Here is a 23,686-nt window from a genome sequence, read left to right on the forward strand (position 1 = left end):
CTAGCCCTCCCCTGCGAGGGGAGGGAAGCGGAATATATTTGTTATGTGGAAGGGCTTTCCAGCTCCTGCTTTTTCCAACTGCTCCTTTTTCCAACTGCTCCTTTTTCCAACTGCTCCTTTTTCCAACTCCCCTTTTTTCCGGCTCCCCCTTTTTCCAACTCCCCCTTTTTCCGGCTCTCCCTTTTTCCGGCTCCCCCTTTTTCCGGCTCCCCCTTTTTCCAACTCCCCTTTTTTCCAACTCCCCTTTTTTCCGGCTCCCCCTTTTTCCGGCTCCCCCTTTTTCCAACTCCCCCTTTTTCCAACTCCCCCTTTTTCCAACTCCCCCTTTTTCCAACTCCCCCTTTTTCCGGCTCCCCCTTTTTCCGGCTCCCCCTTTTTCCGGCTCTCCCTTTTTCCGGCTCCCCCTTTTTCCGGCTCCCCCTTCCCTCGCAGGGAAGGGGGTTGGGGGGTTAGGTTTTTCACAACCCAAATAGTTTTGTAATCAACGGTTGCAACTTATTCCACGCTTCAAACAATGTCGCCGCCGTCGGTAAGCCAACAATAATTCCTTTCAACATGGTTGTGGCTCGTTTCGCCATTTTCTGATTTCCCTTTTCCTGGGGATTTTTTCCCGCGTCGGCTAACATTTTTACCTGTTCTAACGCCTCCGCCTTATCCTCCTCATCTAAATTTGATTCCGCTTCAATCGCCGCTTGCAGTTGCGCTAGAAGTTCTTTAATTCCTGGTTTATCGGGTTCAGGAGACTCAGGTAGCTCATTGATAGCAACACTAACCGTACCGCTAATTTCACCAATAGCTGAACCCGTTATACTTTCCCCTGCACCTGCAAGTCCACTGATTTTACTGCCATCTCCACTGGTTATGCTGATATTCCCTTTACTTTCAGACATTGTACCTCCTTTATTATTATAAGTTTGGGCTGAAATACTCGGACGTTGAATTGCTGCTTCTACTAAACTTGTCAGCATTTTAACTTGTCCATCTTTCTCCGCTAAAAGTTGTTGTAGCGCCGCTGGGGACAAGGCTTGCAAATCATTATAAGTCGTGAAATAGTCGTGATGCAGTTCAGAAAGGTTTGCTTGAGGTGATGTTTCGGCACGAATTAACACTTTATCGCGATGCTTCCCTCGTTTTTCAATGGATACAATATCTAGTTCAGCGTCAGGATGGGTTTCGGTAAGCTGTTGGAACGCGATGGCAATTAAACGGGGGTCATCCACTTGGTTGTGATAAAGGTCAAGGGTTTGTACCATGGGGGCGATGAAGTCGGCAAATTCGCCATCTTCAAAGTTTTTGTTCCAATCGTCTGGTTTGCGGTGGGGGTTAGGGTCAAGGCTATCGACTAGGCGCATGAAGATATAATCACACTGTATTTCATTGAGTTGGGTTTCTGGAGTGATACCCCAATCTTCAATACAAGCACCTGTTAATGTGGCTCCGGTTAAATTGGTGTAGTCGAGTTGAGTTTGGACAAGTTTGGCTCTGGATAAATCAGTATCTTGTAAGTTGGCTTGGCTTAAATCAGCGCCAATAAAACTAGCATCGGCTAAGTTTGCGCCTTGTAAGTTGACACCGCGCAGGTTTTGGCGGTCAAAGTTCTGAGCTTGTCCCTGTCGGGTAATTAATAGTTGTCGCACCTGAGCATCTTTAATATAGGTGATGCCAGGGCGAACGAGATCGAGTTTTTGGGTTTGATGAAAGCAAGTATGGGTAAGGGTAGCCTGTCTCAAGTCGATACTTTTGAGTGTGGCTGATGTGAAGTTTGCATCGGTTAAGTCAGCATGGCGAAAGCTGGTTCCGCCTGTAGCAGCAAAGGCAATGGCAGCTCCCCGAATCCAAGCATCTCTTTCATCTCCCTTGATGGCTCGCCAGCCGATGTAAGCACTCAAGAGCGTGGCAGCTCCAGCGACAGCGAAAGCTCCAGCTCCAGCGACAGCTCCAGCTCCAGGGACAGCGACAGCGAAAGCGACAGCTCCAGCGACAGCTCCAGCGAAAGCGACAGCGACAGCTCCAGCGACTAAACCTTTGCGGAGCATCACAACAAAAAAGATTGCCAGAATTATCAAACTTACCCAGCCCGCAATAATGTTCGCGATATCGCCACTCTCAAAAATCAACGCTACCAAAACACCAATGACTATTGACAACAATCCTGATATCCCGGCGAGTATCCATGAGCTAATAACCAAAACGGTTGCCCAACGCTTTTGTAATCCCGCCTTAGCGCCGCTAAAGTTCGCCCCCGTCAACTTAGCATTAGTAAAATTTGCCCCTCGGATATCCGCCTCACTAAAATCTACCCCAGAGAGGTCTTTTCCTTTAAAGGATTGACCTCTCAAGTTCTCACCACTGAAATCGCGTCTTCCAGCAGCGTACAGATTCAAAACTTCACTGGCTTTCATTTTTCAGGGAACAGGAAACAGGGAACAGGGAATCAGGGGTAAAAGCAATATATACTGTTCGTTGTCACAACCTGAGCTTTTGTCATACTGAATGAAACAAAGTGCAGCGAAGCATCTGGTGAGATTCTTCACTCCGCTTCAGTTCCTTCGCTTCGCTCAGGACTCAGAATGACATACTCTGACCGTGTGAGGTATAAATACGTGCCATGGCGCGTCTAAAGCCATGGTGTAGGGGCGGGTTTTACCGATAACATTGTAGACACAACCGATAACTTAACTAAACCCGCCCTTCTAGAGGAACAGGCAATAGGCAATTCATCATTCATCATTCATCATTCATCCCCCAATTTCCAATACCATCGCCAAAACTGAGACGGTAACCAAAAGGGATGTAACCCAGAATACCCAGATACCGTTTCATTTAACACCCTTCTACGCCAAACTTGCCACATCAGCAATAACCAGAGAATCTCACCCACTCGTCGCCCTCGCAAATAGGCGCTAAATTCCCCTTTAATCAGTTGCAGGGGTAATTGCGGTTGCCATCGTCCTTCGGCTGCTAAAATACCCGAATTTAACCAATATCCTACCTCAGACCATAATTCATTGAAACACCACGCCGTTAACGGCACCCCCATCCCCCGTTTTTCCCGCCACACTACCTCTGGCGGTAACCAAGATTCCACCGCACGTTTGAGGATATATTTTTCACAAGCACCCCGCAGGTAGAACTCCCCTGGTATCTGGAATGTCCACTCCGATAACGGAATGTCACAAAAGGGCGATCGCACCCACAATCCATGAGAGAATGCTAAGTTAGTTGCCCGTGGGTGGATATTTTGTGCGCCTTTTAACATTAACGTCGCCCGACGCAATCGGTCTAATAGGGTAGTGGTAAACTGAGCATCTAACGCTTCGGCTAACCATTGTTCTGGATGCACCGATAACGCCAGGTTTATCTGATGCTGAAATACCCGCTCCTCATATCCCCAGAGACGGTGAAACGTTCGTAAATACTGTTGGGTAAACTCTGTATTTCCGCCAGGATGTTCTTGATTATAAACACCAGCGGCAATTAGCGGTTTATTCGTCCATCCAGCAAAAAGTTGGTCGCCCCCTTCCCCATTAAAAATAACCTCTGTCTCTTGACTGGCGGCTTGACATAACAGATATAAGGGAACCGTTACCCCATCGCCAAAGGGTAAATCTAACGCCGTCGCTGTGGCTTGAATCCCTTGCTTAATCCGCCGGGGTGTCGCATCAACTTTAACCAAGGGAATAGTCAGATAGTCAGCAACCTGTTCAGCATAGGGCAATTCCGAGACGCCCTTTAACCCAAAATCTAAGGTATAGGCTTTAACCTTAACTCCCGCTTGCACTAATAATGCCGCTATTGTAGATGAATCTAACCCGCCAGAGAGAAAAACGCCAACGGGTTCACTGGGCAAATTTTCCAGTTGTCGATGAACGGCATTTTTTAACCGAATTTGCAGTTGGGAGACGGCTTCATCTTCATCGTGAATCAGTTCCGAGGCGGATTGCCATTGATAATAACGGTGAGTGGTATGAGTGAAGTCGTGTTCAGATGTAATTTGCCAGGTTTCTAGGGTTCCAGCCGCTACGGAAAAAATAGTAGATACTGGCGTCAACGGTGTGGGAACATAAGAAAAACAGCTATAGCCATACAACCCATGACTACTCACCTCTGGTGTTTTAAGCAGGGGTAATAATAGCTGCAACTTAGACGCAAACCAGATAACCTTTCCCTGTTTTGTCCAATAGAGAGGGACACGTCCAAAAGGTTCGCGTCCTAAAGTTAGATAATTATTTTCTACCTTAACCCAAGCATCGGCTGAATCCTGAAAACCAGAAGCGGATAACGCGGCGATGATACCCTCTTCATTGGTGAAGGAATTAGTCGGATTACTGCCAATATAACCAACACGCCAATTTGACCTACCCTTGACAGGGACTTTGTTGAGAGGATATTGCAATGGTGTTGATGTTTTTAAAACTGTCGCGGCGACGAGGAGTTTGGTTAACCTCGCTTCGACTTGATCGGGTGACTCTATACCCCAATAGCCGATAAATTGATAGGGATTACTCACAATAATTTAATCTTGAATTAATTTAAGTACAATAGCACTGAAATACGCACTTTAATATATCGTAGTGGTGTGTCACACTTAAGCAAAATGAATTAGCATTCCATCCAGACACTGTAGGGGCGCAGTGACGTGCATTGGTGTCAACTTAAGCTAAAAAAGAAAGCAATACCCAATCTACCGTTCAAGTTACTGGTCTACCCGTAAGCTTTATGGCGAAGACAGCGCAACTACAAACCCTATAGTATAAAATAAAATTTATTGACTCAATTCGCAACCCTCTGATGGATAAAAAAATAAAGAAGAAAAATTTTTACAATTTTAACAAAACTCAGGCATTTAAGCAACTTAACATCATCGATCTAATCCCTTGGCAGATTGAGTTTCAGCCAATTAAACCTAGCGTTTTTTTTCAACAACGGTGGGCAAGGTTACAACGTTTTGACTTGGAAAGCTATGAAGAATCCAAGAAGCTTATTATTGATGCCCTTTGCGAGGAAGCACTTGAAGGACTGGGGCGGCTAAAAATTTGGAAAGGGGCTAGTTTAGAAGGGAATACAACAAGCGGTAATGTTGATTATTTAATTGCTGAACGCAAACGCTATTTAGAAACGCCATTTTTATGTATTGTCGAAGCTAAAAAGGATGACTTTGAACAAGGATTGGCTCAATGTTTGGTCGAAATGCAAGCCTGTCAATGGCAAAATTGCCGAATCGGTAAGGATATTGATGTTTTGGGAGTGGTGACAAACGGCGATGGCTGGCGGTTTTATAAGCTGACATCTCAAGGCAGTGTTTATGAAACGTTACTCTATGGTATTGCTCATCTTGAAGAAATTTTAGGCTTGCTTCATTTCGTCTTTAAGTTAGGTGAACAAACGTTGAGCGATGTTTAAGAAAACACCTTAATTTTAATGGCACTAAAATCAATATTTTTGGCTCGCTGAAATCTTTAGATGTACCGTAGGCTGGGCATTGCTCCACCAGGTTTAAGCAGCGTGCTATTCACCTTAATTTAGAAGAATTAAACCAGTTGTTGTTTTGTCGGATATTGGCAACCCAACACGATAATAGGCTCGCATCCCTGACTAGGAACCGTTAAGATAGTGGAATAGATTTTATCAATAACTCTCGTTAGAAAATGACTCAGTTACCCCGCCAAACAGACCCCCCACTTCCCCCATGGCAAACTTTGCCAACGATGTATGATTTACCCAGTGAAAATCCGGAGGAACCTGGTTTGCCTGATGAGTTCCATTTTTTGCAGCCGTTGTTACTGTATTTGACGTTTTTACCGACAAATTGGTATCCAGAACGAGTGTTTAGTGCTTGTGATTTGAATCTCTATTATGACCCGACTCATCCCAACTGGTATAAACGTCCGGATTGGTTCGGAGTTGTCGGTGTACCGAGGCTTTATCAGGAACGTGATATGCGTTTGAGTTATGTGTGTTGGCAAGAACGGGTGAATCCGTTTATCGTGGTGGAGTTATTGTCTCCGGGTACGGAAGATGAAGATTTGGGTCAAAGGGAAAGCGAATTAAGACACCCGCCGACAAAATGGCGAGTTTATGAAGAGATTCTGCGGATTCCTTACTATGTTATTTTTAGTCGCTATACTAATGAATGGCAAGCCTTTCATCTGGTTGGCGGTCATTACGAATCCGTAGACTTGACTCAAGGCTGTTTACCGATACCGGAGTTGGGATTAAGTTTAGGCGTATGGCAAGGTGATTTTCGCGGGTTTAACCGACTGTGGCTACGGTGGATGACACTGGAGGGAACTTGGATTCCTTTACCCACGGAAGAAACAGAAATAGCCAGACAAGAAAGTGAAGCCGCCAGACAAGAAACGGAAATAGCCAGACAAGAAAGTGAAGCCGCCAGACAAGAAACGGAAATAGTCAGACAAGAAACCGAAGCCGCTAAACGACGGGTTCAAGAATTAGCCGCACGATTAAGAGAGTTAGGTATTGAGCCCGATGATTTGGGAAATAGGGAATAGGTATGATTATTTAACTGTAAATGATTTTTGGTCGAGTGCGCGATCGCCTAATCTCATCCGCACTTGCCAATCCCCCAGGGTTGCAGTAGAACCCAAGCTATGACGACAATAGGTAGACCAAACCTCTCGGTCAATTTTACTGGTTTGATAGCGATTCTGATGCACAATTTGACCATTGGGGTTAATCCAATCACACTGTAAGGAAAGCTTTTGTCCCACAGGTGCGTCTTGTAAGGTAACGCGGTAGACTATCTCTTGGCGATTAAAGTCCGATATCGGTTCACAGGTTTGGGGATTTGAGGTTATGCAACTTCCAGAAGCAGACACTGCCGCGATCGCACGTTGGCGATTTACAATGAATACCGTAGAAGCTGCGATCGCACCCACTATCGCCACCCCTACTCCTATCCCAATCCAGCGATTCCGTCTTTGTTGAACCGCTAACGCTTGACGACGACGTAGCTGGATTAGCGCTTCATCCAGCAACTCTGGTGGTAAATTCAATTCCTGCAAAATCTGCTCAACGTGTTGGCGGTCAATTTCAGCCTCGTGGCGTCTGGCTAATTGATCCACTTCAGCAACGAGTTGCGTTAACTGATCTTGAGTAAGTCGTTCATCAGTCACAATTGATTACTTCTAAACCAGAAGCTTGAGACTATCTCCTTTCTCTTTAACATAAAATCTCTCTTTCGTCAAGCTTAGCACTGTGACTCAGACTCCGTGATTCATACTGAGTTGCGCTCAAATGTAGTAGATAGGAAGAGCAGGGGAAGCAGGGGAAGCAGGGGGAGCGGGGGGAGCGGGGGGAGCGGGGGAAGCAGGGGGAGCAGGGGGAGCAGGGGGAGCGGGGGAAGCAGGGGGAGAGAACGTTATATCTTTGAATGCAACTTGGTATCAAAAGGATGCTTCGCTTTTTGTTCCAGGGGGGAGAATTCAAAGCTTCTCTCCTTGTAGGAGAGAGGTTTGGAGAGAGGTTTTCCAGATCCCGTGAAAAGTAAGAACAAACCACACCCCCAATGACAAATGACGTAGCTTGCTTCTCAAGGACAGCGAGTTCTCCGCCGTTAACTTTAATTGTCCCCACCTACTTACTTATTCAATATCAATTTGGTGAGGGGGGGTTAGGGGTTCCTCTTTCAGGGTTTTCTGACCCGTTCGGGCATAAAACTTATATTGTTCTAGAATGATTTTTGCCAGTTCAGAGAGAGGAATTTCGTGTCCCTCCAGCTTACGTTTCAGGTAATATTTGAGAGACTCGATATAAGCTAAACCCAGTGCCAAAGTTAGGGCGGCGGCGGTAGAGGCGGAGATGGCACCGCCCACAATTGTCCCAGCACCTGGTATCATTTTAAGTAAATTCGCCGCGATCGATCTACCCACGGTTGCCACACCACCCACTCCAACAATGGTTGAGAGTACGGTGCTGGTAAAGGCGCGATCAAAAGGTAAGCCAAAGATAGCCGTGATATTCGCCAACATAACGGTTTGCATGGTGACTAATATTGGTGCATCAGAAAAAGGAATCGGAGACGCGCCGACTAATGCCGAACCCGCCACATATCCCGTCACATATTTAAACGCTTCGCCGGCTTTTAAGGTAATATTACGACTCTGTTCTCTCAGGAACGCCTTGCGTGCTTCGGTAGACAAAAGATTAGCCGTGACTTCGACCAGATGGTCTAAACCATGGGCTTTAATCGTATACTCATCATCGATGGGTTTAGGTTGAGCAAGAACCGCAACTACCTGAGAAACGGGTAAGTTTTTACTATCCAAAAAGACTTGAAACTCACTGCGCTTTCGGGTTAAGGTTTGGGTTACGACTAAAATAATTGGTACATCTTGTAGTTGCAGCTTATTCAGCCATTCTTCCTCAACTTCATCAAACCGTCCCGCCTCATGTTCTAAACAGTACCAAATCACATGAATATGTTCTTGGGCGGCTTGTAGTCTTTGCGTTTCAATCAATTCCGCGACATCTAAGCGAACCTGTTGAATCTGTTCTGGATTGAGTTCAAGTCCAGGTGTATCGTAAACGGTTATCGGACAGCCTTTTTTTCGGTAGCGTCGGATGGTTTGGGTAACTGGATAACCCACCCCGGTTTCGGCTAGACGAGATTGGAAAATAGCATTAATCAGTGTACTTTTGCCCACACCTGTTTTGCCAATGACCAGAACATTACATTGTCCAGCATCCTTTCCGGCGTCTTCGTAGGCGTCGCTCATTTTGTCCAAAAGCTGATCAACTGAAAAATCCTCTGCCATTCCCAGTCATTCCTTGATCGTTGTCTGAGATAGAACCACGCTATCCACTGCTTTCTTAGTGTATCAAGTCATGCGATCGCGCTCATTACTTATCTACAATAGGGAAACCGCCAGGGGTATTGGTTGCGGTGGTGGGATGAATCTGGGCAACTGTTACCCTGGGGAGTAGAATTAGTGGAGCAGGAGCGACAACGCGCAGAACAAGAACAACAACGTGTTCAAGCTTTGATAGCGCAGTTAAGAGCGGCTGGAATTGAGCCAGAGGCTTAATATCAAGCTTCCCCAAGTTACTCTATAAACCGACACAGGCGATCGCAAGTATGTTAAGTTTCGTGAAATGGTTCTAGTGTCTTTCTCTCCTTACACAGAGGAAAAGGAAGAAGATGTCACTCCTAATCAGCAATCTGAAGCAGAAAGTACACACCCACAATCTCAAAAGCCGGATTTACAGGCTCAAAAGGAAAAAGCATCCCGTTTGAGTTCCAACTGGCTCAAGGTTCCGGTTAATACTCCAGGTTCACCGCCATCTCCAGTGCAGAGGACGCTTTCCACAAGCGGATTAGAGCATCAGTATCAACCCCAGATAGGACAAAGAGCTAATTCTGTATTGAATGGGTTGAATCAGTTTAAGGCTCAACAATTGGCTCAGGATTATTCTGTCCAACGTCAGGATAGTTCTGGCGAAAGTCAAATAGAAGAACCGGAAGAAAAACAACCCGAATCGCTTCATAATCAGCAACTTGCCAGTTCTCCACCCGATAACCCAGAGGATAATACAGCTTCCGGTTCAGATAGCACTCTGTCGAATCTTCAACTCCAAAACAACAAGGAACAGAAACGTCCTCAAAAGCTAGTACAGTCTGATGGAGCGATTCAGGCGAAATGTAGTGAATGTGAAAAACAAGAGGAAAAAGACGAATCTGTTCAGACTAAACTAACCGTTGGTGAACCAGGAGATAAATACGAACAAGAAGCAGATACCATGGCGGCGAAAGTCATGGCAATGCCAGACTCTACTCTATCTCAGTCTGTTGGGCGCCAAACCGAAGCCGAAAAACCCCCTTTGGCTAAATCGATTAGTTCCTTAGTCCAACGCTCCGCCTCAGATACCAGCCAAGCCAGTCCCAGTATAGAAAATCGTCTCGCTAGTTCTCAGGGTGGAGGGAATCCTTTACCAGAGAATGTGCGTAGTTTCATGGAGCCTCGCTTCGGTGCTGATTTTAGTGCGGTGCGAGTGCATACCGACTCCACAGCCGTGCAGATGAATAAGGAGTTGGGAGCGCAGGCGTTTGCCCATGGCAGTAATATTTACTATGGTGCAGGAAAATCTCCCAATGTTGATGAGTTAACCGCACATGAGTTAACCCACACCATACAGCAGGGTGCAGCCATGCACCTGAATAAACAGGTGCAGCGACACCTTCAGGAAGAGGAACAGGAAATACTGCAAGCCAAGGAACTTCCTGTTCTTCAAAGGGAAGTAAGTCAGAATAAGCCAGTCCAACTCACAGAAACCCTGGCGGCGAAAACAGTCCCTGATTCTACTGCTCAAGCAAGTCTTAATAAGGAACAGTCTTTTAAGCCAGAAATAACCGAAGCGGAGACAGAAGCACAACCGATTCAGGCAAAAGCTTACACATCATTGGCTGTAAGTTCCACCAGTCCTCGTATTCAACGGTGGAGTCTACCTAGTATACCGACCTCACTAGCAGAAGCTAAAAGTGCAGTTCTGAGTCCTGTGGCGAATCTAGCTAGCAGTATTCCTGGTTATCCTCTACTCAAGGTAATTGTGGGTAAAGACCCAATTAAGGGGACGCCAGTAGAGCGCAATGCGACGAACTTGATTCAAGGTGTCCTCAGCCTTGTCCCCAAAGGTAAAGAATTTTTTGCCAATTTACAAAAATCTGGGGCAATTGATAAAGCCTATACCTGGTTTACGCAACAAATCGCTAAACTCAATCTAACCTGGGCAACAATTAAAGGATTGTTCAAGAAAGCTTGGGATTCTTTGGGACTCAGAGATTTAGTGAGTCCCAGTTCAGCCTTTGCCAAGATTAAAAACGTCTTTACTGAACCCATTGGGCGAATCAAGAATTTTGCCATTACTGCGGGTAAGAAAGTGATGGAATTCGTCTTTGAAGGGGTGATGGGTGCTGGTGGTGCTAAAGTGATGGCGATTTTGCGCCGTACTGGAGGTGTATTCAGTACAATTATTAACGACCCGGTTAAATTTATTGGCAATCTAGTTGGGGCAGTTCGCGGTGGCTTCCAACAGTTTTCTGGTAATATCTTAAGTCACCTGAAGAAAGGGTTAGTCGGTTGGTTATTTGGTGCCTTGGCAGGTGCTGGGTTGACGCTTCCAGCTCAGTTTGACCTGAAGGGAATTTTCTCCCTAGTCATGCAAGTATTGGGGTTAACCTATCAGCGACTCCGGGGGATGTTAGTTAAGCTGATTGGTGAGCCAAAAGTCAAGAAGCTTGAGAAACTATTTACTTTCCTGAAAACTATTGTAACTGACGGATTGGGTGCAGCTTGGCAGAAGATAACCGAATTTGTCGGTAACCTGAAAGACATGGTGATTGGGGGTATCCGCAGTTGGGTACAGAACAGTATTATCACCGCAGCGATTACCAAGCTCATCTCGATGTTTAATCCGGCGGGTGCAGTGATTCAGTCGGTGACAGCGATTTACAATACCGTCATGTTCTTTATTGAACGGGGTCAGCAGATTGCAGCGTTAGCGGAAGCAGTATTCTCATCCATTGGCAGTATTGCTGGGGGAAATATTAAGGCGGCGGCTAATTATGTAGAACAAACGATGGGGCGCACGCTTCCGGTGGTGATTAGTTTCTTGGCGCGATTGATTGGGTTAGGTGGGATTAGTGAGCAGATTAAGAATGTTATTAAGAAGATTCAGGCTCCGATAGGAAACGCTATGCAAAAAGTGGCGAATTTTATTGTGGAGAAGGGTAAGAGTTTGTTGGGTAAAGGGAAGGGTAAGGCAGATAAAAAAGGTAAAAAAACAGATAATACCGAGTCGGTCACCATTCCTTTTTCAATGGATGGAGCTTCACATACTCTTACCTTAACATCGGGTTTGAATGCTAAAGTTTCGATGGCTTCCACGAATCCAGGATTGCTTTCGCAAAAAGTCAGTGTAGCAATCAACAAGTTAAATAAAAATAAAAATAAAAATACAGAAGTTCAGGAACGCATAGAAGCGCTAGGAGAGATAAAAAGCAAAGCAATCCAGGTTGAAAAAATATTACATAATCCAAAAGCTTCACAAAATGATAAGGAAAAGATGAAGAAAATGGGAATAGGACTTACAACAGCTATATTGGAATATGGAAAAAAGTACAATCAAAAAGATATTGATGGACTATTAAAGCTTTATCCAGCTCCTGTAGTAGGTCTTTACAATGAAATTAACGATCAAACACCCCCTCCAGATGGAACCACAAGAGAGGCGCATCATGCTCCACCCTTAGAATTAGCAAATAGTCTGTCTACAGAACTTTTCAGTGCTAGTCTGACTTTGCGAAAGAAAGGCATAGTTTTAGCAGATGATCCTTTTGAAAAGGCAGCGAAGAACATCAAGAGTGTAGGAAATAAGCTCCCAGCGATTCTGGTTCATGTTTCTACACATCGCGTAAAAGGCGCAGGCTCTAGGATTCATGGGAGTGAAATCAGAGCAGAACTTACCAAGACATTAAAAAGAAAAGGAATATCACAAGAAGAAACAATAACTACATCAAAGGGTGAAGTTGCAGTGAAGGGACAAGAAACAACATACAAACGCTATATAAAGAAAAAAGTTCAACAAACCTTGCAAGCGGGTGATATTACTGCTATTAAATTAGCCTTCAAAAAGGCATATAATTTTGCTGCTGCCCAAGCATTGCATCAGGTAGCAATTGCTTTAAAAAGCTCTGAGGTTGACGGCTCCAAAAAAGGGAGAAAGGCAGCAACAAGAAACCTTCGTAAAAAAGTGAAAGAAGTATGGAAAGGGCAACTTCTTCAACCGCTTAATTAACAAAGATGGGATTTTATGATAATGATAAGTACTGATTCAATCAATAGTTTTGTTGCGACTCTGCCAGAGGCATCTCTAGAAATTGAAGAAACGTTCTTATTTAGAATGAGATTGCTAGAAGCTATCTCACCTGCAACAGCTTCATTAGCTCAACGGGGTTATTTAGGGTGTCTACCGTTTGCTCACCAAGATGCTGATGAATTTGTAATCAGATTACTACCAGGCAGAAATCTTAGCAACTCACCCGTGGCAGTAGCGTGGTGGTCAGTTACAGAAGGATTAACAATTGCACCAGACATAAAACGGTTTTTACCTGGTTTAATGGCATACGCCGATATAGCAGCAGGAAAAATCAGTGACGAGGCAAAAAATCAAATGTTAAGTTTTGCTTCAGAATTTGGGGATATTTCCAGTACCCAAGCAGTTATCAAAGCTTTAGATGAAGCTAAAGCGATTCAAGATGCAAGAGATAGAAAAGCAATTATCTGGGCAGCAGCCGGAGTAGATAATCCAATCTTTAGGACTATTTCAGTAGCTTGGCAATTGGCAAAAAAAGATGCGGGAGATTGGGCGGCAAACGCTATTTTGGAAAACCCAGCACTAGATATTCCCTGGAGAATTTACTTTTACTATAACTTTATATATAAAACAGGTATAGACCTAACAGAAGCGGCTTGGAGATTAATTGAAAGTGATGATGTTTTTGATAGCACTTACACGGGTTACACCAAAGGTAATATGAAAGGGCAGTGGGAAGGAAAGCCGCTTGATGAAGCAGTTGAATGGCTACAAAAACAAGAAAATTTTGAACTAAAAACACACCCTTCCCTGTGGAAAGCTGTTCAAGCTTTTGGAGAAGACCCTGAAAATTACGATGGTAGTGAACACCTAACTGCGGCTGAAGAAATTGCTGCTGAAAATCCGGAGCTTGCTTATACCTGTGTTGCTAATGCAGCAGCCTATTATGCCTATGCTACAGAAAGAACTCCGATAAATGCAATTGTTTTTGCCCACGAACTTGCTGTTGCCAATGGATGGCAGGAACTGGAAATACTTCTAAGCTGGGCGAGAAATGAAATGAACATATAGCAAGCCAACGTGATTATAGATGCTGTAGCACTGAAAGTCATGATCCCTCCTCACACTGAAACTCACGCACTGGACAGTCAATTAACCCTATACGACTCCTCCCAAGTCCCCCTGACTATCCATACCATAACCCTTACTTTAACAACAAATAATTCCACTCTCATCGACTTCCGTTTCACCTTCCAAATCCCCCCCGAACTCTACCAACGCATTGATACCGAGGCATTATTTAATCTTAAACCCGAACTGCGTGGCTCCCTTTCGCATGGAGAATTCTTCAGCGAACCCAATATCGAAATTACTGCTACTTTAAAACCCGATTTACTCCCACACCTCACCCCTCACCTTGATGATCCACTAACCTACATCAAAAGCCTAAGCCAAGAACAACCCAATCACCCCTTGCTATCTACCGAAAGCTGGTTAGCCTTACAAGTCAAACAACAACGAGATCCCGTTGAAACAGGCTATCGTACCTTCTGGGATTATCTTCCTCCCTCAGCCATGAATGCTGATACTATGGATAGTGAAAAAATTAATGAAGCTATCTTCAACTTTTTCAAAGATTGGACTGACGCTAATCTATCAACAATGGGAACCGAAGCTATTTCTCAAGCCCTTGACGAGGTGGCAAAGGGATTTGAAGAATGGGTTGATACCAATCTATCCTCCATAACCGAAGAAAGCATTACTCCGATTCTTGAGGAAATGGTTAATGCCTTTGAACAATTGGCTGATGCGAGTCAATTTGAGGATAACACTCAAGATGATTCCAGTCCCCAAATTTTTGATACCGTTATCAAATTCTTCACAGACGATGATTGGTCTTTTGCCAAGGTTCAAGGTGAGCCAACGTTGCGGATGCTATTTCAAGGGAAAAATGGCACATGGACTTGCTACGCTAGAACCAGAGTTGAACAATCGCAGTTTGTATTTTACTCGATTTGTCCTGTAAAAGCGCCAAAACCCAAACGTCGGGCTTTAGGCGAATTTATCGCCCGTGCCAATTATGGCATGATTATTGGTAATTTTGAATTAGATTTTACTGACGGAGAAATCCGTTACAAAACCAGCATTGATGTCGAAGGTTCAACCCTCACATTTCCACTGCTCAAACGCTTGGTGTATACCAATGTGATGATGATGGATAACTATTTACCCGGAATTGACTCTGTAGTTAAGGGTGAGGCTTCCCCAGAAGACGCGATCGCACAAATAGAAGCTCAGACTGACTAAGGGGAGCAAGATGCTCCCACTACGCACAATTATTTAACCCGCTCCATCTCCTTAACCGCTGGTCCATGGAGAATTTGTCCATCACAACTAAAGCGGGAACCGTGACAGGGACAATCCCAACTCTTCTCAGCGCTATTCCAATCAACAATACAGCCTAAGTGAGGACAAACGGCGGAAACCGCATGAATGGAACCCTTTTCATCCCGATACGCGGCGACTTTGTTTCCATCAATAGTGAGCAGTTTCCCTTCCCCTTTGCTAACATCAGCAAAAGAAGACTTATCTAATCCCTTCAAGCGATCGCCAATCCAATGCTTACCCACGTCCAGATTCTCTTTGATCGAGGTTTCAGAGATAAAGGGAGTGGCGCGAGTGGCGTCATACAGATCCGCCCAGGGATTGGATCGTCCTAAGATCAGATCAGACAGGATCATCCCCGATAGGGTACTCTTGGTCATACCCCAGAGACTAAATCCCGTGGCGACATAAATATGATTGTTGACTGGGGTTAATTTACCAATGTAGGGTAGCTTGTCGAAGGATACCATATCCTGACTTGACCAGCGATACTCGAAGCTATCTATGCCAAACTGGGTGCGACCATAGTCTTCTAAACGCAGATATCGTTCCTCTGTCTGGGTAACTGTACCCGTTTTATGACTTTCACCACCAATCAGTAAGAGTACACCGTCATTGTAGGGCGTCGTCCGTAGCGATCGATAATGCTCACCGATGCCAATAAACATACCATCGGGTGCTTTGGCTGGATCAATCGAAGCGGCGACAATATAAGAGCGTTTCGGATAGGCTTTGGCAAAGAAGAGTCCTTGATCCAGAATGGGTAAATTTGTGGTAACAATTACATCTTTGGCTTTAAGTACCCCCCTGGTCGTTTTCACTTGACAAGGGCTATCTTCATCAACGGTTTCCACTCGCGTATCATCAAACAAATAGCTGCCATTACCGGGAATTGTTTTAGCGAGATGGAGTAAATATTTCCGGACGTGAAACTGCGCTTGATTTTCAAATTTAACCGCTCCAGCAATGGGAAAGGGGAGTGAGGTCTCTTTAACAAATGAAGCGGGAAGTCCGAGTTTGATTGCTGCTTCTACTTCAGCTTCAATTTGACTCAACTGTTCTGGAGAATCGGCAAAGGTGTAGGCACTTTGACGGCTAAAATCACAATCAATCTGTTCGTCTTTAACCAGTTGAGCCACCTGCTCAATTGCCGCCTGATTGGACTCTCCATAAAGGCGAGCTTTGTCTTCTCCCAATTGCTGAATGAGATCGGCATAGATTAACTTGTGCAGGGAGGTTACCTTTGCCGTTGTCTGACCACTCACGCCCATGGCAACTCGTTTCGACTCAATCACCGCAACGGTTTTACCCGCACGCTTTAAGATTGTGGCAGCGGTCAGTCCCGCAATTCCGGCACCAACAATCGCTACATCGACAACAAGGTTGTTGATAAAGGGAGAAAATGTAGACGTTGGCGTTGAATCAATCCAAAATGAAGCAGGTTTTCCAGCAATCAAAGTCATGGCTCTATAAAAATAGGCAGTATTGTTCTACTGTAATGGAGGAGTTGGACGCGATTTCATCTATCTTTGGGAGGAAGAATTTTTAAGGCGACTGTTGATACTCGATCTGGGTTGAGCATCTAAAATGAAAGTTTACGGTTAAAATTGGGGAATAAGAAGCAGGAAGTAAGTTCCAAGAAAGTCCACTTGTGGGTAGTTTTGGGTAAATCTTATCTAACAGAAACTATTGATCTAACGGACAAAGAATAGCTAATGAACCAAGAGCGATCGCACGACTATACCTCGACTCACCCCTCAGCGCCCCGATCACCTGGCGCTGAGAAAACCCAAACGCCCTCTAACCCTACTCATAACCCCACATTGTCCCCAGCCAATCCATCGGAAAAACCCACCTATACAGAAAAGACAACTCGCCTACAAGCCTGGAGTCAGTTGATTAAATCGGTAACACCTTATATTTGGGTGGCGGTGATCCTAATTGTAATTATCCCGTTGATCGGAAGTGGTTTTATTGCCAGTTCATTATCAACCGATGCGGGAAGTTCACAGAAGCCGAAACATGAGATTGTCACGATTGATCGGACTGTAGCGGATCAGGATAAAATCGATCGCGCGATCGCAACCGCGATTACCCATGCTCATCATACAGCAGAACAGTTCGCCTCCGACCAACTCGATGAATGGGTTGATCAACTCATGAGTCGCGTTGATGGCAATTTCCTGGATTGGTATTTTGATTATTTTAATCAAAAGAAACTGGAATTTAGCGCTCCTTTTGTCTGGGTATCTTCAGCCGTCTCCCACTGGATGGATACCACGAAACCGACTCCCAATCAAGCCGTCGCCGAACAAATGACTGAGGCGTTTCAAACAGCATTCACCAAACGAGTTCTCCGACCTAAAATTGCCCAACTCCAACTAGAACATATCACCAGAGATACGGTGAATTTATATATCGCTGACTTAGAAAACAACATTTCCAACATTCAAACTCAGTATCAGATTCCGCAAGGAGAATGGGAGCGCTATTTGGATGATATTGCCGTAACGATTCGAGATACGGAAGGCAATCTGTCTAATTTATCGTTAAAAGTTTTAGTTGGCGGAAGCACTTACTTATTTGCGAAAGCCATGATTCCTGTTGTTACCAAAATTGGCAGTAAAGTTGCCGTATCCTTTGCCGGAAAAGCCTCGGCTAAAATGGCAGCAAAAACAGGCGGCGCTGTAGCGGGTAAATTTGGCGCTCAGTTTCTTGATCCGATTGTTGGCGTAGGAATTATTATCTGGGATGTTTGGGATTATCAGCATACCGTAAACGTTGAGCGCCCTGTTTTACGGGAAGCGATTCGGGATTATTTACAAGAAGTTAAGGCGTCCCTATTGGATAATCCAGACAATGGCATTATGGCAGCGATTTATCAGTTAGAGGGAGGGATTTTACAGTCGGCTTGTAGTAAGGGAACTTTAGCCCTATATTCGGTTAGGTTTCCTGTCGTAAACCCAACCTACGGGATTTTAAAGTCGGTTTAATGGTAAATAGGGAACAGGAAGTAGCGCGTCTGAAAGCAGGTGAAGCTTGGGAAAGTAAGTTAGGTATAAAGATCCCCGACTTCTTCAAGAAGTCGGGGATCTGGCTGGTAACGTAGGTATCACCAAATCGATAATTAAGGGACGATGATCGGAACCAATATCTCCACCAGTGCGAATCTTTAAAACATTGATTTCTGGACTAATCAGACAATGATCCAGAGGAATTTGTAACATTGGCGCACCTTGGGGCCAAGTGGGTAAAATCCCAAAACCCGATCGCGCATTTTTCAATCCAGTCTGACGGATAAATTTGCGGTAATAGGGAGACCACATTGTTGTATTCAAATCACCGATGACGGCATGAATAGTGTTAGTTGAGCTTATCACCTTTTCCAGTTCTAAAAGTTGCTGATTGCGCGACTTAAAATACTCCGCATTAATCGGCGGTAATGGATGAGTGGCAATAATAGAAACCGTTTGTCCTTGCCACTGTACCTCGGCAAAAATAGAAGGGATATCATACTCGGTGAACGATTTAATATCCGTATTCCGCAGGGGAATCGCACTGTAGACAGCAATGCCAAAGTTATCAAATCTTGGATAAACCATCTGGTAAGGAAGTAAAGGTTTGAGCGCTTCCAGTTGCTGTGACCAAATTGGATTAATTTCCTGGACAACGAGCAGTTTAGGCTTTTCGGCTTTGACCAAGGAGATAAACTCAGCATAACGCTGGTTATCACTATAGACATTTGCCAGCAACACTCGCAACGGTTGTCCGGAAGGCGTATGGACAGGCGAAAATTGGGGAATATACCAAGGAATAACGTCTACAGCATTAAGAGTTAAACAAAATAAACTTACCAACCACCAAGTTTTTCGTCGTGCTAATAAAAATAAGATAAAAACAATACAACTAAGGACGAAGTATTGCACTTTGAAGTGGGAGAGTAATTCAAAATATCGGTGGAATCCTCCCAGATAAGCGGCTACAGATAAGAGAAGACAAGGAATGAGTCCCGTGAGTCCTAACCCAAAGGCGATATTCTTGATGTCAATTTGTCGGGATGTTGATTGAGAGAACCAGAAGTGTTTCATATCGAGTTGCTGTAGCGGTACAGTATCCTCCCCCTAACCAGGGAAGTTGTTGGAATCTATGTCTCATTGCATCTTCCTTATGCAAAAGGGATTATCCTAGAATTACGGTATGCACAACCTCAACAGGAGGATTTCCAGAAACAATTAGGAAGACTAAGTACCTGGACATAAATCCTATCCGCTATCCGAAGAAATGCTAACCCCCCTCAAATCCTTACTGTTCCCTGTTCCCTGTTCCCTTATCTCAACCCTCAACTTTAACTTTGTCCGACTACTTACAGCCCCAATCCAGAAATCTTCACATCAGCGAAACTACACTGTCATAACCACGTCACAACAAGTATCTACATTGATAAATGTCAGCGATAGGTCATCGTGATTCCTTCCCAAGCAACGGATTCACCGACCGACGCCAGACCCGGTTAATACCTTATCCGTAAATAATTATCACAAAGTCAATGGGGGTGTTAGCCATAGGTAGGAGAGAGTTGATCCTAATTCGGGTTTTCTCTACCTGGAAATGAATTAACCGAACTCCGACAAACTGTAACTGACATCATCCAAATCAATCCTATTTCAACAGCAGAATCATTATGGTATTCAACACGAAAACATCCAACTCTCATGACAGTGACGCTTCCCCGGTAAAAAAAGCCGTCACCTATCTATCCCTGATGTTGCTAGGCGCTGGTGTTTCCTTTGGCGCCAACTCTGTCATCTCCGGGAATCCTCAAGTTTCAGCCAACTCCATCGTTCCCCAATCCTCTCAGGTTTTGGGAGGAATCATTCCTCCAGGTAACCTGTCCACTCCCCAAAACAGCAATTTTATTACTAAGGTTGTGGATACTGTGGGACCCGCAGTCGTGCGGATTAACGCCTCCAAAACTGTGACCTCTCAAGTTCCCGATGCATTTAATAACCCGTTTTTCCGCGAGTTCTTCGGGTCTCAATTTCCGGAACAACCGCAGCAGCGAGTAGAACGGGGAACGGGTTCGGGGTTTATTATTAACACCGATGGGATGATTCTCACCAATGCTCACGTTGTTGATGGTGCGGATCAAGTGGATGTGGTTCTCAAAGATGGTCGCACATTTGCTGGGAAAGTGCTAGGAACTGACCCTGTAACCGATGTGGCGGTAATCAAAGTTGAAGCCGATAATCTCCCCATTGTCACCTTAGGGGATTCAGAACAACTCAAACCGGGGGAATGGGCGATCGCGATCGGTAATCCGTTAGGATTAGATAATACTGTCACCACAGGTATCATCAGTGCGACAGGACGTTCCAGTGCTGAAGTAGGCGTTCCCGATAAGCGCGTCCAATTTATTCAAACTGATGCTGCGATTAATCCTGGTAACTCAGGTGGACCCCTGCTCAATGCATCCGGTGAAGTGATTGGGATGAATACAGCAATTATTCAAGGCGCTCAAGGGTTAGGATTTTCCATTCCGATTAATACAGCGCAACGGATTGCACAACAATTAATCGCCAACGGGAAAGTCGAACATCCATTCTTAGGAATTCAGATGGTCACGTTAACCCCTGAGTTGAAAGAAAACATCAACAAAAATCCCAATTCGGATCTGACTATTGATCAAAGCAAAGGGGTATTAATTGCCAGAGTGATGCGGAATTCTCCGGCTGATAAAGCTGGACTGCGAGCCGGGGATGTGATTCATAAAATTAATGGCGAGTCAATTAAAGAAGCCGAAGATGTACAAAATGTGGTTCAAATGACGCCAATAGGTAGCGATTTAAACCTAGAATTACGCCGCGATCGCAAAAATGTTGAGGTAACAGTACAACCCGGTGCTTTGCCAACTCAGATGCAGCAGTAAGGTTCATCAAAAATAGTAGAGACGTTGCATGATAGTTGTAGAGACGTTGCATGCAACGTCTCTACAGTTCCCGGTGTCAACTCCCTTCAATTCTCTGTTGCACCATTTGTTTAGTTAGGGGAAAGGATGTTAAATTCAGAGTCTTGGGGTAGGTTTTCAAGATGGTTTCCACCGTCGCCTTCCATAAATCAGAGAGGATTTGACGCCAAGCCTGACGCTGTAGGGTATGGGATTCCTGATTGCACCATTGTGCGATCGCCTCAGATAAATCTTCAATCCGATCCGGTAACGGTGCTATCCACTCCTGTAACTGTGCCAAATCTTGAGCAGAAAACAAGTCACGCTGATTATTTAATAGTTCAAGAAAAGCGGCAACTTTTTGTTTCTGAAATAACTGTTCCGTCTGTTGCACAACCTCTAGCGGTAAATCTTGCAACTGGGCGATTTGCGGCAACTTTAAGCCAAATTCTATCATGCGCGGTATCGCGGCTAACTTGGCTTTGATTTCACCTTCTTCTAAGGCTTCTTGATAAACTTTAGTTTGCTTGAGTTCACTTAAGCTGAACATCGCTTCAATCTCCTCGCGGCTTTTTTGGGGTAATTTATAAACAATGATTGTCTCAATTAATTTGATCAGGTTGCGCTGGCTTGCTTCATCATCTATCTGTATTTGAGCTTGTGCGACTAATCGTCTTGCTCGTTCCGGTGCAGTTTCCTCATCCTCAATCACCAGCTTAACCATTTCAATCCCAAGGGAACCGGATGGGGTTTCTCCTAATTCATCTATATAAATGCGTGTGACGCGATTTAGGGCAAGGATTTCACCAAATTGAAAGGTTTGTTCTCGTTCAATCCTACGAGTGGGATAGATTACGACAACCTGCCAAGGGTGAGGCGGTTGGTATTGCCTCAAGTAGAGAAAGAGTTCACCAAATAATCGATAGTATAACGCTTCATCAGGTTGAAACTGAACTTCCAGCAGATAGAACGGTTTTTCTGCGTCTTCTGTCGTGGGTAAGAACAAGCCGTCTAACCGGAAGGAGGGTTGTTTGATTTCACGGGAGGTGAATTCATAGATGGCGGCTTCCTCTGGGTTTGAATCGATGAGTTCAAATAAAATACCTGGGAATTCGAGAAACAGGTTATAGAAAATGGTGTCGGTTTTCACGCTGAATTGCTGGACATGGGCGTTCTGAACATTGACCACTATGCCAGGAGCGATCGCGAAAAATTCCTATCACCGTAATCTTGACAAATTGACAGGTTTACCCAATTAGGCTACATTAACTAAACGGAACCCACCATTTGGTCAAACATAGGACATAATCCATAGGACATAATCGCCATTATTATGAATGCAGGTACGAGTTCATTTCCCCCCTTGCAGGTGTTTGAGTTTGAGGTGGTGAGGGTTGATAAACAAGGGACTATTATTAAACACAATCAGCAGCAAGCTCACTATTTCCGCGAAGACTTAGGCGATGGGATCACACTGGATATGGTGGCGATTCCAGGGGGGACATTCCTAATGGGTGCATCGGAAACAGATAAGAGACCAACAGATTTGATATAACGTAATGTGTGGATGAGCGAAACGTCGGGAAAGGGCGGGTTTTGTTGAAAGGTTATCGATGATATCGTTGATTGAATCCCTAAACCCGTCCCTACAGTATTTATTGATCGGCTACATCTAGGAAAAGGGCGGGTTTTGTTGAAAGGTTATCGGTGAAATCGTTAATTGAATCCCTAAACCCGCCCCTACAGTATTTCTAAACTCAACCCTGGTAATACTTCCTCCCCTGACAATACAACAGGCATCGCTACAATGTCCACACCTGTTCCCCCTCGATAAATCTCCACTTGCCGATCCTGATGATTAATCAACCACCCTAAACGCAAACCACTTGCCAAATATTCTTGCATCTTATCCTGCAGTGGCTTTAAGTTTAATACAGTAGTCATAATCGTGGAGAATAGCAGAACATCTGGTCTCAAGAGCCATATCTCCCCCAATTATAAATGCTCAACATACCGCTTCAACTCCCGCGCCATGCGTTGCATTCCCCGATGTTCATCTTGACGGATAAAGGGGACAAAAACACGAGTGAGCATCCCGGAAAAACGGCTTATATGAACATATTTAGTCCGACCTAAACCAATTTCTTGTAACTCAAAGACGTACTCATTGCGAAACGCCGGAATAGATGAAACCCAGCGCAGACAACTTTCGGGTTGTAAGAGTGTGATCAAGGGTTCAAATTCCGTTTCTTCATCCTTGGGTAATCGTCGTAATGATAGAGATACCGCTTGTCCTTTTTCAAAGGGCTGTTCTGGTTCACGGTCAAAGAGAAACGTGTTCCAATACTTCCACTGCTGTTTGTCTAACAAAACCTGCCAAACTTGTGACTTGGGAGCATTAATTTCGATTTCCGTATAGAGACTTGTCATAATAAAAAAGTAATAAGTCAATTGTAGGGGCGGGTTTAGGCACAATTGTAGGGGCGGGTTTAGGCACAATTGTAGGGGCGGGTTTAGGCACAATTG

Annotated in this window: 18 protein-coding genes and 1 pseudogene; 9 read left to right on the forward strand and 10 right to left on the reverse strand. The window is 44.7% G+C overall.

Features of this window, described 5'->3' with window-relative positions:
- The 3 genes from RIB93_RS23025 to RIB93_RS23035 all read right to left on the reverse strand — a co-directional run bounded on the left by RIB93_RS23025 (position 1) and on the right by RIB93_RS23035 (position 4,510).
- Positions 1-462, reverse strand: a complete 462-nt coding sequence (locus RIB93_RS23025; RefSeq protein WP_446376009.1) for a hypothetical protein — start codon at positions 460-462, stop codon at positions 1-3.
- A complete protein-coding gene (locus tag RIB93_RS23030) occupies positions 459-2,402 on the reverse strand; it encodes a pentapeptide repeat-containing protein (protein ID WP_446376011.1) in 1,944 nt (647 codons plus the stop codon). Before RIB93_RS23030 ends, RIB93_RS23025 begins: the two co-directional genes overlap by 4 nt.
- A 332-nt stretch (positions 2,403-2,734) precedes the next feature.
- Positions 2,735-4,510: an asparagine synthetase B family protein gene (locus RIB93_RS23035; RefSeq protein ID WP_446376013.1), complete on the reverse strand. Its 1,776-nt coding sequence runs from the start codon at positions 4,508-4,510 to the stop codon at positions 2,735-2,737.
- Positions 4,511-4,791: 281 nt separating this feature from the next.
- Here RIB93_RS23035 and RIB93_RS23040 point away from each other — a divergent pair, with 281 nt between their 5' ends.
- The gene (locus RIB93_RS23040; protein ID WP_446376015.1) at positions 4,792-5,403 is read left to right on the forward strand and encodes a hypothetical protein; all 612 of its coding nucleotides are present in this window, start codon (positions 4,792-4,794) and stop codon (positions 5,401-5,403) included.
- Between the two features lie 245 nt (positions 5,404-5,648).
- Positions 5,649-6,512 (forward strand): Uma2 family endonuclease, encoded by an 864-nt coding sequence (locus RIB93_RS23045; RefSeq protein ID WP_446376017.1) that lies wholly within the window; start codon positions 5,649-5,651, stop codon positions 6,510-6,512.
- A gap of 6 nt (positions 6,513-6,518) precedes the next feature.
- Here the strand turns inward: RIB93_RS23045 and RIB93_RS23050 are convergent, their stop codons facing one another.
- Complete coding sequence (locus tag RIB93_RS23050; RefSeq protein WP_446376019.1) at positions 6,519-7,136, reverse strand: DUF3859 domain-containing protein; 618 nt, start codon at positions 7,134-7,136, stop codon at positions 6,519-6,521.
- Positions 7,137-7,604: 468 nt separating this feature from the next.
- The gene (locus RIB93_RS23055) at positions 7,605-8,777 is read right to left on the reverse strand and encodes a YcjF family protein (RefSeq protein WP_446376021.1); all 1,173 of its coding nucleotides are present in this window, start codon (positions 8,775-8,777) and stop codon (positions 7,605-7,607) included.
- 105 nt (positions 8,778-8,882) lie between these two features.
- On the opposite strand from RIB93_RS23055, the pseudogene RIB93_RS23060 reads away from it, so the two are divergent.
- From RIB93_RS23060 to RIB93_RS23075, 4 genes and pseudogenes are all read left to right on the forward strand, one after another.
- Positions 8,883-9,047: pseudogene (locus RIB93_RS23060) on the forward strand (Uma2 family endonuclease); the annotation flags it as partial.
- Positions 9,048-9,114: 67 nt separating this feature from the next.
- Positions 9,115-12,813, forward strand: a complete 3,699-nt coding sequence (locus RIB93_RS23065) for an eCIS core domain-containing protein (RefSeq protein ID WP_446376023.1) — start codon at positions 9,115-9,117, stop codon at positions 12,811-12,813.
- Positions 12,814-12,828: 15 nt separating this feature from the next.
- Entirely contained in the window at positions 12,829-13,902 is a 1,074-nt protein-coding gene (locus RIB93_RS23070) for a hypothetical protein (RefSeq protein ID WP_446376025.1), read from the forward strand.
- A 9-nt stretch (positions 13,903-13,911) separates the two neighbouring features.
- Positions 13,912-15,138 carry a YbjN domain-containing protein gene (locus tag RIB93_RS23075; RefSeq protein ID WP_446376027.1) on the forward strand — a complete coding sequence of 409 codons (1,227 nt, stop codon included), beginning with the start codon at positions 13,912-13,914 and terminating at the stop codon, positions 15,136-15,138.
- A 29-nt stretch (positions 15,139-15,167) separates the two neighbouring features.
- Here RIB93_RS23075 and RIB93_RS23080 read toward each other — a convergent pair whose 3' ends face one another.
- Entirely contained in the window at positions 15,168-16,679 is a 1,512-nt protein-coding gene (locus RIB93_RS23080) for an FAD-dependent oxidoreductase (protein ID WP_446376029.1), read from the reverse strand.
- Between the two features lie 252 nt (positions 16,680-16,931).
- On the opposite strand from RIB93_RS23080, the gene RIB93_RS23085 reads away from it, so the two are divergent.
- Positions 16,932-18,209, forward strand: a complete 1,278-nt coding sequence (locus RIB93_RS23085; RefSeq protein ID WP_446376031.1) for a hypothetical protein — start codon at positions 16,932-16,934, stop codon at positions 18,207-18,209.
- Between the two features lie 84 nt (positions 18,210-18,293).
- Here the strand turns inward: RIB93_RS23085 and RIB93_RS23090 are convergent, their stop codons facing one another.
- Positions 18,294-19,304 carry an endonuclease/exonuclease/phosphatase family protein gene (locus tag RIB93_RS23090; protein ID WP_446376033.1) on the reverse strand — a complete coding sequence of 337 codons (1,011 nt, stop codon included), beginning with the start codon at positions 19,302-19,304 and terminating at the stop codon, positions 18,294-18,296.
- Positions 19,305-19,897: 593 nt separating this feature from the next.
- Between RIB93_RS23090 and RIB93_RS23095 the strand changes: the two genes are divergently transcribed.
- Positions 19,898-21,142 carry an HhoA/HhoB/HtrA family serine endopeptidase gene (locus RIB93_RS23095; protein ID WP_446376035.1) on the forward strand — a complete coding sequence of 415 codons (1,245 nt, stop codon included), beginning with the start codon at positions 19,898-19,900 and terminating at the stop codon, positions 21,140-21,142.
- Positions 21,143-21,218: 76 nt separating this feature from the next.
- Here RIB93_RS23095 and RIB93_RS23100 read toward each other — a convergent pair whose 3' ends face one another.
- Positions 21,219-22,310: an Rpn family recombination-promoting nuclease/putative transposase gene (locus tag RIB93_RS23100; protein WP_446376037.1), complete on the reverse strand. Its 1,092-nt coding sequence runs from the start codon at positions 22,308-22,310 to the stop codon at positions 21,219-21,221.
- 183 nt (positions 22,311-22,493) lie between these two features.
- On the opposite strand from RIB93_RS23100, the gene RIB93_RS23105 reads away from it, so the two are divergent.
- Positions 22,494-22,715 (forward strand): hypothetical protein, encoded by a 222-nt coding sequence (locus RIB93_RS23105; protein ID WP_446376039.1) that lies wholly within the window; start codon positions 22,494-22,496, stop codon positions 22,713-22,715.
- Positions 22,716-22,900: 185 nt separating this feature from the next.
- Here RIB93_RS23105 and RIB93_RS23110 read toward each other — a convergent pair whose 3' ends face one another.
- Together RIB93_RS23110 and RIB93_RS23115 are read right to left on the reverse strand one after the other, a co-directional pair.
- Positions 22,901-23,137, reverse strand: a complete 237-nt coding sequence (locus tag RIB93_RS23110; RefSeq protein WP_446376041.1) for a Uma2 family endonuclease — start codon at positions 23,135-23,137, stop codon at positions 22,901-22,903.
- An 18-nt stretch (positions 23,138-23,155) separates the two neighbouring features.
- Positions 23,156-23,686 (reverse strand): SRPBCC family protein (locus tag RIB93_RS23115; protein WP_446376043.1); only part of this gene is annotated, 531 nt, incomplete at its 5' end.

The organism is Coleofasciculus sp. D1-CHI-01, from assembly GCF_040218875.1.
Taxonomy (GTDB): Bacteria; Cyanobacteriota; Cyanobacteriia; order Cyanobacteriales; family Coleofasciculaceae; genus Coleofasciculus.